The sequence below is a fragment of the Pseudomonas sp. QE6 genome (genome assembly GCF_041379005.1).
Taxonomy (GTDB): Bacteria; Pseudomonadota; Gammaproteobacteria; order Pseudomonadales; family Pseudomonadaceae; genus Pseudomonas.
Map to the genome: position 1 here is coordinate 662732 of NZ_CP166873.1, position 14362 is coordinate 677093.

The 14362-nt window shown below is 67.3% G+C and carries 11 protein-coding genes; 4 read left to right on the plus strand and 7 right to left on the minus strand.

The features are described from left to right. Positions 1 to 106: 106 nt before the first annotated feature. The gene (gene gshA / locus ACAW63_RS02995; RefSeq protein WP_371231585.1) at positions 107 to 1693 is read left to right on the plus strand and encodes a glutamate--cysteine ligase; all 1587 of its coding nucleotides are present in this window, start codon (positions 107 to 109) and stop codon (positions 1691 to 1693) included. A gap of 77 nt (positions 1694 to 1770) precedes the next feature. Here the strand turns inward: gshA and argA are convergent, their stop codons facing one another. After that, entirely contained in the window at positions 1771 to 3069 is a 1299-nt protein-coding gene (gene argA / locus ACAW63_RS03000) for an amino-acid N-acetyltransferase (protein WP_371231586.1), read from the minus strand. Positions 3070 to 3225: 156 nt separating this feature from the next. Further along, positions 3226 to 4365, minus strand: coding sequence for an acetylornithine deacetylase (gene argE, locus ACAW63_RS03005; RefSeq protein WP_371231587.1), 1140 nt, complete (start codon positions 4363 to 4365; stop codon positions 3226 to 3228). Between the two features lie 175 nt (positions 4366 to 4540). Here argE and ACAW63_RS03010 point away from each other — a divergent pair, with 175 nt between their 5' ends. Continuing rightward, positions 4541 to 5905, plus strand: coding sequence for an inorganic triphosphatase (locus ACAW63_RS03010; RefSeq protein WP_371231589.1), 1365 nt, complete (start codon positions 4541 to 4543; stop codon positions 5903 to 5905). A gap of 73 nt (positions 5906 to 5978) precedes the next feature. Further along, positions 5979 to 7763, plus strand: a complete 1785-nt coding sequence (locus tag ACAW63_RS03015; RefSeq protein ID WP_371231591.1) for a GspE/PulE family protein — start codon at positions 5979 to 5981, stop codon at positions 7761 to 7763. Positions 7764 to 7976: 213 nt separating this feature from the next. Here the strand turns inward: ACAW63_RS03015 and lgt are convergent, their stop codons facing one another. Then, positions 7977 to 8777: a prolipoprotein diacylglyceryl transferase gene (gene lgt, locus ACAW63_RS03020; protein WP_275609130.1), complete on the minus strand. Its 801-nt coding sequence runs from the start codon at positions 8775 to 8777 to the stop codon at positions 7977 to 7979. A gap of 19 nt (positions 8778 to 8796) precedes the next feature. Next, positions 8797 to 9579 carry a sulfite exporter TauE/SafE family protein gene (locus ACAW63_RS03025; protein WP_371231593.1) on the minus strand — a complete coding sequence of 261 codons (783 nt, stop codon included), beginning with the start codon at positions 9577 to 9579 and terminating at the stop codon, positions 8797 to 8799. A gap of 114 nt (positions 9580 to 9693) precedes the next feature. On the opposite strand from ACAW63_RS03025, the gene ACAW63_RS03030 reads away from it, so the two are divergent. After that, entirely contained in the window at positions 9694 to 10440 is a 747-nt protein-coding gene (locus ACAW63_RS03030; protein WP_371231595.1) for an NRDE family protein, read from the plus strand. Here the strand turns inward: ACAW63_RS03030 and ACAW63_RS03035 are convergent. The 3 genes from ACAW63_RS03035 to ACAW63_RS03045 all read right to left on the minus strand — a co-directional run bounded on the left by ACAW63_RS03035 (position 10437) and on the right by ACAW63_RS03045 (position 14328). After that, the gene (locus ACAW63_RS03035; RefSeq protein ID WP_371231597.1) at positions 10437 to 11462 is read right to left on the minus strand and encodes a sensor domain-containing diguanylate cyclase; all 1026 of its coding nucleotides are present in this window, start codon (positions 11460 to 11462) and stop codon (positions 10437 to 10439) included. The genes ACAW63_RS03030 and ACAW63_RS03035 overlap by 4 nt on opposite strands. 74 nt (positions 11463 to 11536) lie before the next feature. After that, positions 11537 to 13816 carry a phosphoenolpyruvate--protein phosphotransferase gene (ptsP, locus tag ACAW63_RS03040; protein ID WP_275609153.1) on the minus strand — a complete coding sequence of 760 codons (2280 nt, stop codon included), beginning with the start codon at positions 13814 to 13816 and terminating at the stop codon, positions 11537 to 11539. Between the two features lie 32 nt (positions 13817 to 13848). Beyond that, complete coding sequence (locus tag ACAW63_RS03045) at positions 13849 to 14328, minus strand: RNA pyrophosphohydrolase (protein WP_152227102.1); 480 nt, start codon at positions 14326 to 14328, stop codon at positions 13849 to 13851. Between the last annotated feature and the right edge of the window lie 34 nt (positions 14329 to 14362).

Here is a 14362-nt window from a genome sequence, read left to right on the forward strand (position 1 = left end):
CGCTGCGTCCGTACAAGCCAGGCGACAACGCCGGTTGTGTTCTCCCCTTGTAGACCGCCCAGTCCACCCCCATAGTGGGGCGACTGCCGTGTGAAGGACTTCCAACTTGAGCGACCAACTCTCCCGCCGCCTGGCTCTGCTCGGCGATGCTGACAACCTGTCCCTGCTCACCCAGTGCCTGCACGGTATCGAGCGCGAATGCCTGCGCGTCGACGAGCACGGCAAGCTGGCGCTGACCCCCCACCCGCGCGCCCTGGGCTCGGCCCTGACCAACCCGCAGATCACCACCGACTACTCCGAGTCGCTGCTGGAGTTCATCACGCCGACCGCCAGCAGCGTCGAAAAGACCCTGGACGATCTGGGCGAAATCCACCGCTTCGCCTACCAGAAGCTCGACGGCGAATACCTGTGGAGCCCGTCCATGCCCTGCGAGCTGCCGGATGAAGAGACCATCCCGATCGCCCGCTACGGCAGCTCCCACATCGGCCGCCTGAAGTACGTCTACCGCAAGGGCCTGGCCCTGCGCTACGGCAAGACCATGCAGTGCATCGCCGGCATCCACTACAACTTCTCCCTGCCCGAAGCGCTGTGGGAAGTGCTGCGCGAGGAAGAAGGCAGCGAGAAGAGCGCGCGGGACTACCAGTCGCACCGCTACATCGCGATGATCCGCAACTTCCGCCGCTACAGCTGGCTGCTGATGTACCTGTTCGGCGCCTCCCCGGCCCTGGACGCCGGCTTCCTGCGCGGCCGCCCGCACGGCCTGGAGTCCTTCGACGAGCACACGCTCTACCTGCCCTACGCCACCAGCCTGCGCATGAGCGACCTGGGCTATCAGAACAACGCCCAGGCGGGCCTGACGCCCTGCTACAACGACCTGGACAGCTACATCGACAGCCTGCGCCGCGCGGTCAGCACGCCCTACGCGCCGTACGAGAAGGTCGGCACCAAGGTCAACGGCGAGTGGGTGCAGCTCAACACCAACATCCTGCAGATCGAGAACGAGTACTACTCGAGCATTCGCCCCAAACGCGTCACCTACACCGGCGAGCGCCCGATCCAGGCGCTGATGGCCCGTGGCGTGCAGTACGTCGAAGCGCGCTGCCTGGACATCAACCCCTTCCTGCCGCTGGGCATCGACCTCCCCGAAGCGCGTTTCCTCGACGCCTTCCTGCTCTTCTGCGCCCTCTCCGAGAGCCCGCCGCTGGGCGGCTGCGAATGCGGCGCGGCCACCAGCAACTTCCTCAAGGTAGTCAAGGAAGGCCGTCGCCCCGGTCTGAAACTGGAGCGCGGCGGCCAGCAGGTGGAGATGAAGGAGTGGGCCAGCGGTCTGCTCGACGCCATCGCGCCGATCATCGAACTGCTCGACCGCGCCCGCGGCGGCAGCCTGCACGCGCAGAGCCTGGCCGAACAGCGCGCCAAGGTCGCCGACGCCTGCCTGACGCCCTCGGCGAAGGTGCTGGCGGAAATGCGCGAGCGCGGCGAGAGCTTCGAAGCCTTCGCCCTGCGCTACAGCCGCCAGCACGCCGCCACCCTGCGCGCGCAGCCGCTGTCCGCCGAGGAGCAGGCGCGCTTCGAGGACATGGCCAGCCAGTCGCTGCAGGAGCAGGCGGAACTGGAAGCGCAGCCCGAGGGCGACTTCGACACCTTCGTCGCGGCCTACCAGGCGAGCATCCTGGGGCTGCTCAGCGTCTGAGTGCGCAGCCACGCAGAACGAAAAAGAGGCCCTCGGGCCTCTTTTTCATTTCCGCACCATGCTCTACGAAAAGGGCCTTACAGGCTCTTCTCGAACACCTGCGAATTGCGCTGGTAGTTGTACAGCGAGGCGCGCGCCGCCGGCAGGCGCTCCACGCTGCTGGGCTGGAAGCCGCGCTCGCGGAACCAGTGAGCGGTGCGCGTGGTGAGTACGTAAAGGGTCTTCAGGCCCAGATTGCGCGCGCGCTGCTCAATGCGTTCGAGCAGATCGTCGCCGCGCCCGCCATGGCGGTACTCCGGGTTCACCGCCAGGCACGCCAGCTCGCCGGCGTCGGAATCGGCAATCGGATAGAGCGCCGCGCAGGCGATGATCAACCCCTCGCGCTCGACGATGCTGAACTGCTCGATCTCGCGCTCCAGCACTTCGCGGGAACGGCGCACCAGGATGCCCTGCTCTTCAAGCGGCCGGATCAGCTCCAGCAGGCCGCCGACATCCTCGATGCCCGCCTCGCGCAGCTGCTCGAATTGCTCCTGGGCCACCAGGGTGCCGTTGCCGGTGCGGGTGAAGAGTTCGCTGAGCAGCGAACCATCCTCGGTGTAACTGACGATGTGGCTGCGCCGCACGCCGGCCCGGCAGGCCTGGGCCGCGGCATCGAGCAGCTCGCCCTGGTAGCTCGCGCCGAGGCGTTCCAGATGCGCCGGCACCTGCTGCGGGCGCAGTTCGCGCACCAGTTTGCCGTCGTTATCCAGCAGGCCGCGCTCGGCTCCGTAGAGGATCAGCTTGTCCGCGCCCAGATCGATGGCCGCGCGCATGGCCACGTCCTCGCAGGCGAGGTTGAAGATTTCCCCGGTGGGCGAATAGCCCAGCGGCGAAAGCAGCACGATGCTGCGCTCGTCGAGCTGGCGGTTGATGCCCTTGCGGTCGATCCGACGGACCTCGCCGGTGTGGTGGTAGTCGATGCCATCGACCACGCCGATGGGGCGCGCGGTGACGAAGTTGCCGGAGGTCACGCGCATGCGCGAGCCCTGCATGGGCGAGGCGGCCATGTCCATGGACAGCCGCGCTTCGATGGCGATGCGCAGGCTGCCCACCGCGTCGATCACGCAACCCAGGGTCGGTGCGTCGGTGACGCGCAGGCCACGGTGGAAGCGCGGCGCCAGTCCATGGGAAGCCAGGCGCGCCTCGATCTGCGGGCGCGAGCCGTGCACCAGCACCAGGCGCACGCCCAGGCTGTGCAGCAGCACCAGGTCATGGACGATATTGCCGAAATTCGGATCTTCCACGCCCTCGCCGGGCAGCATCACCACGAAGGTGCAGTCCCGGTGCGAGTTGATGTAGGGCGAAGCGTGGCGCAGCCAGTTGACGTAGTCGTGCATTGCTTGAAAAGCCTGTCGTTCGAGTGGGCGGAAAACTGTCGGATGCGGCCGAGGCTCGGCCAGGGGGCGGCGCGGTTATCGTCGTCGCATGAACATCGACAGGTTTCTCCTCGTGAGTACGTTGGGCCCGGTGTCCGAGCGCGCTACAGGCAAGTCTTATAGACAATAGTGACGAATCAGGCCGCGCAGCAGTTCCACGGTTGGCTCGATACGTTCCAGGGCAAGGTGCTCGTCCGGCTGGTGGGCGCAGGCGATGTCGCCAGGGCCGAGCACCAGGGTCTGGCAGCCGAGCTGCTGAAGATACGGTGCTTCGGTGCCGAAGGCTACCGCTTCCGCGTGATGCCCGGTCAGACTTTCGGCGATACGCACCAGCTCGCTGTCGGCGGCCTCCTCGAAAGGTGGCACGGCCGGGAACAGCGGGCGGTAGTCGAGCTGCACCGCATGGCGCTCGACGACCGGGCGCAGGCGCTCGCGAATGGCCTGGCGCAGCGCCTCGGGCTGCATGCCGGGCAGCGGGCGCAGGTCGAACTCCAGGGCGCACTGGCCGCAGATGCGGTTGGGGTTGTCGCCGCCGTGGATGCAGCCGAGGTTGAGCGTCGGCTGCGGCACGCTGAACTGCGGGTTGGCGAACTCGCGCTGCCACTCGCCGCGCAGCGCCAGCAGTTCGCCGATGGCGGCGTGCATGGCCTCCAGCGCGCTGCGGCCCAGGCTCGGGTCGGAGGAATGGCCGCTCTGGCCGACGATGTCGATGCGCTCCATCATCACCCCCTTGTGCAGGCGGATCGGCTTGAGATTGGTCGGCTCGCCGATCACCGCGGCCCGCCCCAGCGGCTGGCCGGCGGCCGCCAGCGCGCGGGCGCCGGCCATGGAGCTTTCCTCGTCGCAGGTGGCGAGCAGGATCAGCGGTTGCTTGAGCGGCTGCTCCAGCAGGGGCAGAACGGCCTCGATGGCCAGGGCGAAGAAGCCCTTCATGTCGCAGGCACCCAGGCCGAACCAGCGCCCATCGCGCTCGTCCAGGCGCAGCGGATCGCTGCTCCACAAGGCTTCGTCGCAAGGCACGGTGTCGGTATGCCCGGCCAGCACCAGCCCGCCGGGGCCGCCGCCCAGCACGGCAATCAGGTTGCACTTGCCCGGCGAGACTTCCTGCAGCTCGCAGGCGAAACCCAGCTCGTCGAGCCAGCCGGCCAGGCGTTCGACTACCGGCCGGTTCGACTGGTCCAGCGCGGCCTGGGTGCAGCTCACCGACGGCAGCGCGATCAGCTCGGCGAAGCGTTGTTTCAGGGGCGGCAACGACATGGTGGTCTCCAAAGGCTTTGTTCCCACTATGGACCATGCCGGCCTGCGGTAAAACCTCGCGCCGCCCGGCAGGCATGCCGAACTCCCTGTAAACTGCACACCTTTGACGTCTTTTCCGCGCCCGTCCTCAAGCTTTTCGCCAGACGGGCGCAACCGCCCTGACCCGGACATCGCCATGCAGAAAGAAACCGAAATCAAATTGCGCGCCAGCCGCGAAACCCTCGCCGCCCTGCGCGATCACCCGGCACTGAAGAAGCGCAACAAGTCCGGCTGGGAACCCCGCGAGCTGTTCAACCAGTACTACGACACGCCAGCCCGCGAGCTGGCCCGCGCCCGCGTAGCCCTGCGCATGCGCCGCGACGGCGAGCAGTTCATCCAGACCCTGAAGACCCGCGGCCAGAGCGTCGCCGGGCTGTCCGAGCGCAACGAGTGGGACTGGTACCTGGAGAAGAACAAACTCGACCTGAAGAAACTCGACGACCAGTGCTGGCCTGCTGCCCTGGCCGACCTGGACAAGAAGCAGCTCAAGCCGATCTTCAGCACCGACTTCACCCGCCAGCGCGCCGAGATCGCCTGGGGCCGCGGCAAGACCAAGGTGGTCATCGAGGCCGCGCTGGACCTGGGCAAGGTGGTGGCCGGCAAGCAGGAGGAGGAAATCTGCGAGCTGGAGCTGGAACTACGCCAGGGCGAACCCGCCGCGCTGCTGGAACTGGCGCTGGAGCTGGCCGCCGACCTGCCGCTGATGCCCTGCGACATCAGCAAGGCCGAGCGCGGCTACCGGCTGTTCGACCCGGCCAGCTACAGCATCCAGCCCGACACCCAGAAGCTGCTGGCGGAAACCCCGCTCGACGGCGCCTTCGCCGCGCTCGCCTGGGCGCTGCTGGGCAGCAGCCAGCGCCTGGCCGAGCAATACCGCTTCAACGGCCACTGGCGCCTGCTGGAAGACTGGCTGCGCCAGCTGATGGACCTGCGCGCCCTGCTCGGCAGCCTCGGCCAGGCCGTACCGCGCGCCAGCACCCGTGAGCTGCGCGCCGCCCTCGACGCGTTGATCGCCGACTGGCAGCCGCGCATCGAGCAGGGCCGCGACGACGAAAGCGTGCGCCAGCAGATGCCGGAGGCCTTCCGCGAGGAGCTGGGCAACACCCGCTGGGGCCAGTTCTCCCTGAGCGCCTCCAGCTGGCTGCTGGCCAAGGCCTGGACCAGCGAGCGCAACGAGCGCGCCAACCGCCTGGGCGGTGCCGCGTTCGGCAAGTGGCTGCAGCGCATGCTCGCCGAGGAGGCCCAGGCCATGCCGCTGCAACGCGCCCAGCAACTGCCCGAGGTGCTCGCCGACCAACTGCCGCGCCTGCAGCGCATGCTGGTCTGGCTGCGCCCGGCGCGCGGCGTGCTGGAGCTGCCGGAAGTCGACCGCCTGTACGGCGAGCTGGCCAAGCTGGAAGAACTGCTGGCCGGCCCGGACGCAGAGGGTCGCCTGGATGCCCTGGCGGCCCAGGCCCATACTGTGCTGACCCTCAAGCCGTGGAAGGCGCTTTTGAAATAAGCTGGCCCGGCAACGCGGCGGGTCGAGCCAGGCCCGCCCTACACGAAGCCCGCCCTACACGAAGGGAATCCGTATGTCCGCCTATGCCCCATCCGCCCAGGACCGTTTGCTCGATCTGGGCGACATCCTGCGCGAACTGGTGAGCCAGGGCCGCGTGGCCCAGGATGATGCCGAGCAGTGCCTGGCCATCCGCCGCAGCGCGGTGAACAACCAGCAGCACCCGCTGGAATTCCTCGCCGCGCAGCAGATCGAGGACCGCCAGCGCGGCGGGCGCAAGCTCGACCTCGACGCCCTGGTGCACTGGCTGGCGGACTACAGCGGACAACCCTACCTGCGCATCGACCCGCTGAAGATCGACGTCGCCGCAGTCACCCCGCTGATGTCCTACGCCTTCGCCCAGCGCCACCAGATCCTCGCGGTGGCCGTGGCCCCGGACGAAGTCACCATCGCCAGCGCGCAGCCCTTCGTGCAGGCCTGGGAAAGCAACCTCATCCACGTGCTCAAGCGCCCGATCAAGCGCGTGGTGGCCAGTCCCACCGACATCCAGCGCTTCACCGTGGAGTTCTACCGGCTGGCCAAGTCGGTCAGCGGGGCGACCGCCAAGGACCAGAAGATCAGCGGCGTGGGCAACTTCGAGCAGTTGCTCAACCTGGGCGCGGCGGACCAGGAACCCGATGCCAACGACGCGCACATCGTCACCATCGTCGACTGGCTGTTCCAGTACGCCTTCCAGCAGCGCGCCAGCGATATCCACATCGAGCCGCGCCGCGAACAGGGCACGGTGCGCTTCCGCATCGACGGCGTGCTGCACAACGTCTACCAGTTCCCGCCGCAGGTCACCATGGCGGTGGTCAGCCGCCTGAAATCCCTGGGCCGGATGAACGTCGCCGAAAAGCGCAAGCCGCAGGACGGCCGGGTGAAGACCAAGACTCCGGACGGCGCCGAGGTGGAGCTGCGCCTGTCGACGCTGCCCACGGCCTTCGGCGAGAAGATGGTGATGCGTATCTTCGACCCCGAGGTGCTGCTCAAGACCTTCGACCAGCTCGGCTTCTCGCCGGACGACCTGCGCCGCTGGCAGAGCATGACCAGCCAGCCCAACGGCATCATCCTGGTCACCGGCCCGACCGGTTCGGGCAAGACCACCACGCTCTACACCACGCTCAAGCAACTGGCCACCGACGAGGTGAACGTCTGCACCATCGAGGACCCGATCGAGATGATCGAGCCCTCGTTCAACCAGATGCAGGTCCAGCACAACATCGAGCTGACCTTCGCCAGCGGCGTGCGCGCCCTGCTGCGCCAGGACCCGGACATCATCATGGTCGGCGAGATCCGCGACCTGGAGACCGCCGAGATGGCGATCCAGGCGGCGCTCACCGGCCACCTGGTGCTCTCCACCCTGCATACCAACGACTCGCCCACCGCCATCACCCGTCTGCTGGAACTGGGCGTGCCCTACTACCTGATCCGCGCCACCGTGCTCGGGGTCATGGCCCAGCGCCTGGTGCGTACCCTCTGTCCGCACTGCAAGGCGCCGATGGAGCTGAACGAGGCGGACTGGCAGGAACTGACCCGGCCGTGGAACGCCCCGCTGCCGACCAACGCCCATCGCGCCGTCGGCTGCCTGGAGTGCCGTGACACCGGCTACCGCGGCCGCGCCGGGGTCTACGAGATCATGCTGCTGAGTGAAACCGTGAAGGAGCAGATCAGCGCGGATACCGACCTGATCCCGCTGCGCCGCCAGGCCTTCAAGGAAGGCATGCGCAGCCTGCGCCTGTCCGGCGCGCAGAAGGTCGCCGCCGGGCTGACCACCATCGAGGAAGTGCTGCGCGTCACGCCGCAGAGCGAGCAGAAGTAAGGCCGCCCCGGCTGCGCGACGAGGCGCGCGGGTTGCCCGTAGGGCGTACAACCGTTCGCGGTTGTACGCCGATCCGCAGGCCCCTGCCGCGGCTCCGGGGCCGATCTCGGAGCGCCCTGAAACCCAGGTCAATCGGCGTATCACGCGGAGCGTCATACGCCCTGCGAAAAGCAAAAAGCCGCCCGAGGGCGGCTTTTTTCACTCAGGCGAAGCTCAGTTCGCCGCCGGCTGAGCCGGTGCGCGGCGGTAGGCCCAGACCATCAGCGCGATGCCGCCGAGGACCATCGGCACGCACAGCACCTGGCCCATGGTCAGCCAACCCCAGGCCAGGTAGCCCAGCTGGGCATCCGGCACGCGGACGAACTCGACGATGAAGCGGAAGATGCCGTAGCACAGCACGAACAGGCCGGAGACCGATGCGGTCGGGCGCGGCTTGCGGGTGAACAGCCAGAGGATGACGAACAGCGCCACGCCCTCCAGCGCGAACTGGTACAGCTGCGACGGATGGCGCGGCTCCGGGCCGCCGGTGGGGAAGACCATCGCCCAGGGCACGTCGGTCACCTTGCCCCACAGCTCGCCGTTGATGAAGTTGCCGATACGCCCGGCGCCGAGGCCGATCGGCACCAGCGGCGCGATCAGGTCCATCAGCTGGAAGAAGCTCTTGTTGTTGCGCTTGCCGAACCACCAGGTCGCCAGCATCACGCCGATCAGCCCGCCGTGGAACGACATGCCGCCCTTCCACACCTCGAAGATCAGCGTCGGATTGGCGATGTACTCGTCCAGGTTGTAGAAGAGCACGTAGCCCAGGCGACCACCCAGGACCACGCCGCAGGCCACCCAGAACACCAGGTCGGAGAGCTTCTCCTTGGTCCAGGTCGGGTCGAACTGGTGGAGCTTGCGCGACGCCAGCAGCCAGGCACCACCGATGCCGATCAGGTACATCAGGCCGTACCAGTGGATTTTCAGCGGCCCGAGCGCGACGGCAACCGGGTCGATCTGTGGATAAGGCAGCATCCGCTTCTCCTAGCAGGAATCAGATCAGGAAACTCAGCCCCACGCTGAACAGCAGCAGGGCGAACAGGCGCTTCAGGACTTTCGCCGGCAGGCGGTGCGCCAGCCGCGCCCCGATGCGCGCGAAGAACATGCTGGCCAGGGCAATGCCCACCAGCGCCGGCAGGTAGACGAAACCGACGCTCATTTCCGGCAGCTTGGCGTTGTGCCAGCCGACGACGATGAACGATATCGCACCGGCAATGGCGATCGGCAGCCCGCAGGCGGACGAAGTCGCAACCGCCTGTTGCATGGAGACGCCGCGCCAGGACAGGAAAGGCACGGTCAGCGAGCCGCCGCCGATGCCGAAGATCGCCGAAGCCCAGCCGATCACCCCGCCGGCGACGCCCAGGCCGACGCGCCCTGGCAGCTCGCCGCCGCCCTTGGGCTGCAGGCCCAGCGCCATCTGGATCGACACCAGGATGGCGAAGACCCCGATGATCTTCTGCAGCACGTGCCCCTGGATCTTCGACGCGGTGAGCGCTCCCAGGGCGCTGCCCACCAGGATGCCCACGGTCATCCAGAAGAACAGCCGCCAGCGCACCGCACCACGGCGGTGATGCTCGAGGACCGAGTTGGTCGAGGTGAAGATGATGGTCGCCAGCGACGTGCCGACCGCCATCTGCGTCAGCACATCGGCCGAGAAACCGTGGGCGCTGAAGCTGTACACCAGCACCGGAACGATGATCAGCCCGCCGCCGACCCCGAAAAGGCCGGCCAGCACACCGGCACAGGCGCCTAGCACCAGGTAGAGCACGAACTCCATGGGGCAACCTTCGTGAGCAAAGCGGGCATGGTAGCCGATGCCTCCGGGGCGCTCCAACCACTCCGGGACATCGGTGGAGTTGATAGACTGCCGACACACTACGGAGTTCGACCCATGTGCCTGATCGTCTTCGCCTGGCGCCCCGACCACGCCGCGCCGCTGATCGTCGCGGCCAACCGCGACGAGTTCTACGCCCGCCCCACCCTGCCGCTGGCGGCATGGGAGGACTTTCCCGGCCTTTACGCGGGCCGCGACCTGGAAGCGGGCGGTACCTGGATGGGCATCGCCCCGGACGGCCGCTTCGCGGCGCTGACCAACGTCCGTGATCCGGGCCAACCGCTGGGGCCGCGCTCGCGCGGCGAGCTGGTCGCCGCCTTCCTGCAGGGCCGGCAGACACCACTGGAATATCTGCAGCAGGTCGCGCACCGCGCCAGCGACTACAGCGGTTTCAACCTGCTGGTCGGCGACGCCGGGCAGCTCTGCTACTTCAACCCGCGCATCGGCCCGCCGACGGCGGTGGCGCCCGGCGTGCACGGGCTGTCCAACGCCGCGCTGGATACGCCCTGGCCCAAGCTGCTCCGCGCCCGTTCAGCGCTGGAAACACAGCTCGAACAACCGGAGGCCGAATCGCTCGTCGCCCTGCTGGCCGACGAGCGCCAGGCCAGCGACGCAGAACTGCCCGAGACCGGCGTGGGCCTGGCCACCGAAAAGCTGTTGTCGAGCGTGTTCATCGCCAGCGCGAACTACGGCACCCGCGCCAGCACGGCGCTGATCGTTCACGCCGACGGTCGCCGCGAACTGCTGGAACGCAGCTTCGGCCCCAGCGGCGCGCGCCTGGGCGACGTACGCCTGAGCCTCTAGCAGGTCACGATGCAGTCGCGCTGCTGCTTGGCGCGATAGAGCCCGTCGTCCAGCCGGCGCATCAGCGCCATCAGGTCCTCGCCGGAATGCATCGCGGTGATCGAGAAGCTGGCGGTCAACTGCACCGGTAGCGAGGTGTCGGCCCGGCGAACGCTCAGGCGCAGCCGTTCGGCCAGCTCCCGCGCGGCGTCGCGGCTGGTTTCCGGCAGCAACACGATGAACTCCTCGCCGCCCCAGCGGGCGAAGCAGTCCTCCTCTCGCAACTGCTGCCGCACCACCTCCGCCACCGCCACCAGTACGCGGTCGCCCGTCTGATGTCCCAGGCGATCGTTGACCCGCTTGAAATGATCGAGGTCGAACATCATCAGCGCGCAGGCGTGGCCATGGCGCTGCAGGCGCTGCCATTCGGCATGCATCTGCTGTTCGAAACGGCGGCGGTTGGCGATCTGCGTCAGCGGGTCGATCTCGGCGAGGCGCAGGGCCTCTGCCGCCTGCTCGACCAGCGCCTCGTTGGCCCGGCGCAACGCCTCGGTGCGCGCTTCGACCAGCGCTTCGAGCTGCTGGTTGAGCTGCTGCAATTCGAGATTCTTCTGCTGCAAGGCCAGTTCGGCCAGCTTGCGTTCGTGGATATTGCGATGGGCGCCGATCATCCGGGTCGCCTTCCCCGTCTCGTCGAACTCGACGAAGCGGCCGTGATCGCTGACCCACAGGTAGCTGCCATCGCGGCAGCGGCAGCGGTATTCCTCGGCATACTGCTCGCTGCGCCCCTCGACATAGGCGTTGAAGCCGCGCATCACCTGCTCGAAGTCGTCCGGGTGGATCACCTCATGCCAGGTCGCGACGTTCTCCGGCAGGCTGTCCGCGTCGTAGCCGAGCATGCTGTACCAGCCGGGGCTGCGGCTGACGTGATTGGTGCGGATGTTCCAGTCCCAGATGCCGTCACTGACGATCTTCAGAGCCAGGCGCAGGGTCAGGGCACTGTCGTGGGAGTCCGTGCCGGGACTGACGTCGAGCTCGTCCATAAGCTTCGCCTTGGCCGGTGACCGGCCTCACCGTCTGGGTACCTCCCGCATCTGGGAAGGCATGGGGTCCGGCGTCAGGCCTGGATGGTCGCCGCCGGGTTGATTACGCGGCCGAGGCCGAGGTTGCGCAACGCCAGGTGCAGCGAGCTGTGGATGACCTGCGGGTTGTCGAAGGTCATCAGCTGGCCGAGCAGCTCGCGGGACTTGGACAGGGTCATCTGCCGCAGCAACCACTTCACTTTAGGAAGGTTGGTGGCGTTCATCGACAACGAATCGAAGCCCATGGCCATCAGCAGCACGGCGGCCGCCGGATCGCCGGCCATTTCGCCGCAGATGCTCACCGGCTTGCCTTCGGCGTGGGAGTCGTCCACCACCTTCTTCAACGCCTGCAGCACGGCCGGGTGCAGGTAGTCGTAGAGGTCGGCGACGCGCGGGTTGTTGCGGTCCACCGCCAGCAGGTACTGGGTCAGGTCGTTGGAACCGACCGAGAGGAAGTCCACCTGGCGCGCCAGCTCACGGGTCTGGTACACCGCCGCGGGGATCTCCACCATCATGCCGATCGGCGGCATGGGGATGTCCACGCCCTCGTCGCGCACCTCGCCCCAGGCGCGGTGGATCAGGTGCAGCGCTTCTTCCAGCTCGTGGGTGCCGGAAATCATCGGCAGCAGGATGCGCAGGTTGTCCAGGCCTTCACTGGCCTTGAGCATGGCGCGGGTCTGCACCAGGAAGATTTCCGGGTGGTCGAGGGTGACGCGGATGCCGCGCCAGCCGAGGAAGGGGTTGTCTTCCTTGATCGGGAAGTAGGACAACGCCTTGTCGCCGCCGATGTCCAGGGTGCGCATGGTCACCGGCAGCGGGTGGAAGGCGGAAAGCTGCTCGCGGTAGATGGCGAGCTGTTCCTTCTCGCTGGGGAAGCGGTCGTTGATCATGAACGGCACTTCGGTGCGGTACAGGCCGACACCCTCGGCGCCGCGCTCCTGGGCGCGCGCCACGTCCGCCAGCAGGCCGGTGTTGACCCACAGCGGCATGCGGTGGCCGTCCAGCGTCTCGCAGGGCAGCTCGCGCAGCGCGGCGAGGCCCTTGCTCAGTTCCTTTTCCTCGGCGACCACTTCACCGTACTGCTTGACCAGCTGCGGCGACGGGTTGGTGTAGATCTCGCCGTGGTAGCCGTCGACGATCAGGTCGATGCCGTCGACCTTGGAATACGGCAGGTCGACCGCGCCCATGACCGTGGGAATACCCATGGCACGGGCGAGGATGGCGACGTGGGAGTTGCCCGAGCCGAGCACCGACACCAGGCCCACCAGCTTGCCCTCGGGCACCTCGCCGAGCATGGCCGGCGACAGCTCCTCGCTGACGATGATGGTCTGGTCCGGGTAGGTCAGCGACTGCTGACGCTCTTCCTGCAGGTAGGCGAGGATGCGGCGGCCGATGTCCTTGACGTCCGAGGCGCGCTCGCGCAGGTAGGCGTCGTCCATCAGCTCGAAGCGCTGCACGTGCTCCATCACCACCTGGCGCAGGGCGCCCTGGGCCCACTGGCCGGAGCGGATGATGCGCTTGACCTCGAGGCCGATGGAGGCATCGTCGAGCATCATCAGGTAGACGTCGAACAGGGCGCGCTCTTCCTTGCGCAGCTGGGTAGCCAGCTTGCTGGAGAGGTTGCGCATGTCCTCGCGGACGGATTCAAGGGCCTGCTTGAACAGCTCGACCTCGGCCTCGACGTCGTCGATGGGTTTGTCCGGGACCACTTCGAGGTCGGCCGGCGGCAGCACCACCACGGCCTTGCCCACGGCCACGCCGGGAGCGCCGGGGACGCCGACGAACTTGGCTTCGCTGATGCCCTTGCCGAGCTTGCCCAGGCCGCGGATCGAGCCGGTGGCTTCCGCGTGGGCGATTACGCCGGCGAGCTGCGCGCTCATGGTGACGAGGAAGGCTTCCTCGCCTTCGTCGAACTGGCGCTTCTCCTTCTGCTGCACCACCAGAACGCCCATCACCCGGCGGTGGTGGATGATCGGCGCGCCGAGGAAGGAGGCGTAGCGCTCCTCGCCGGTCTCGGCAAAGTAACGGTAACGGGGGTGTTCGGAGGCGTTCTCGAGGTTGAGCGGCTCCTCGCGGGTGCCGACCAGGCCGACCAGGCCCTCGTTGGGCGCCATGCTGACCTTGCCGATGGAGCGCTTGTTCAGGCCCTCGGTGGCCATCAGCACGAAGCGGTTGGTCTCGGCGTCCAGCAGATAGACCGAGCAGACCTGGGTCCCCATGGCCTCCTTCACGCGCTGCACGATGATGCCCAGCGCCGCCTTGAGGTCCTTGGCGGAGTTCACTTCCTGGACGATCTTACGCAGCGTGTTGAGCATGGCGTGGGGGTCTAACTCCTTGAACTTGCGTGCTAGTCGCGCGCCAGGAGGCGCGGTGCCAATTCCTTCAGGGCCCGGCGGTAGACCTCGCGCTTGAAGGTCACGACCTGGCCCAGCGGGTACCAGTAGCTGACCCAACGCCAGCCATCGAATTCCGGTTTGCCGGTCACATCCATGCGCACCCGGCTTTCCTCGCCGGTCAGGCGCAGGAGGAACCATTTCTGTTTCTGCCCGATGCACAGCGGTTGGCTGTTGGTCCGCACCAGGCGTTGCGGCAGGCGGTAACGCAGCCAGCCACGGGTACAGGCAAGAATCCGTACGTCCTGCTCTTCCAGGCCGACTTCTTCATTCAATTCGCGGAACAGCGCTTCCTCAGGGGTTTCGCGGGCGTTGATGCCGCCCTGGGGAAATTGCCAGGCTTCCTGGTTGATACGCCGTGCCCACAATACTTGTCCGACATCGTTGGAAAGGATGATGCCGACATTAGGGCGAAAACCATCGGGATCGATCACGGCGGTACATCCTCGAAATCGCGTGTGCCCGCAT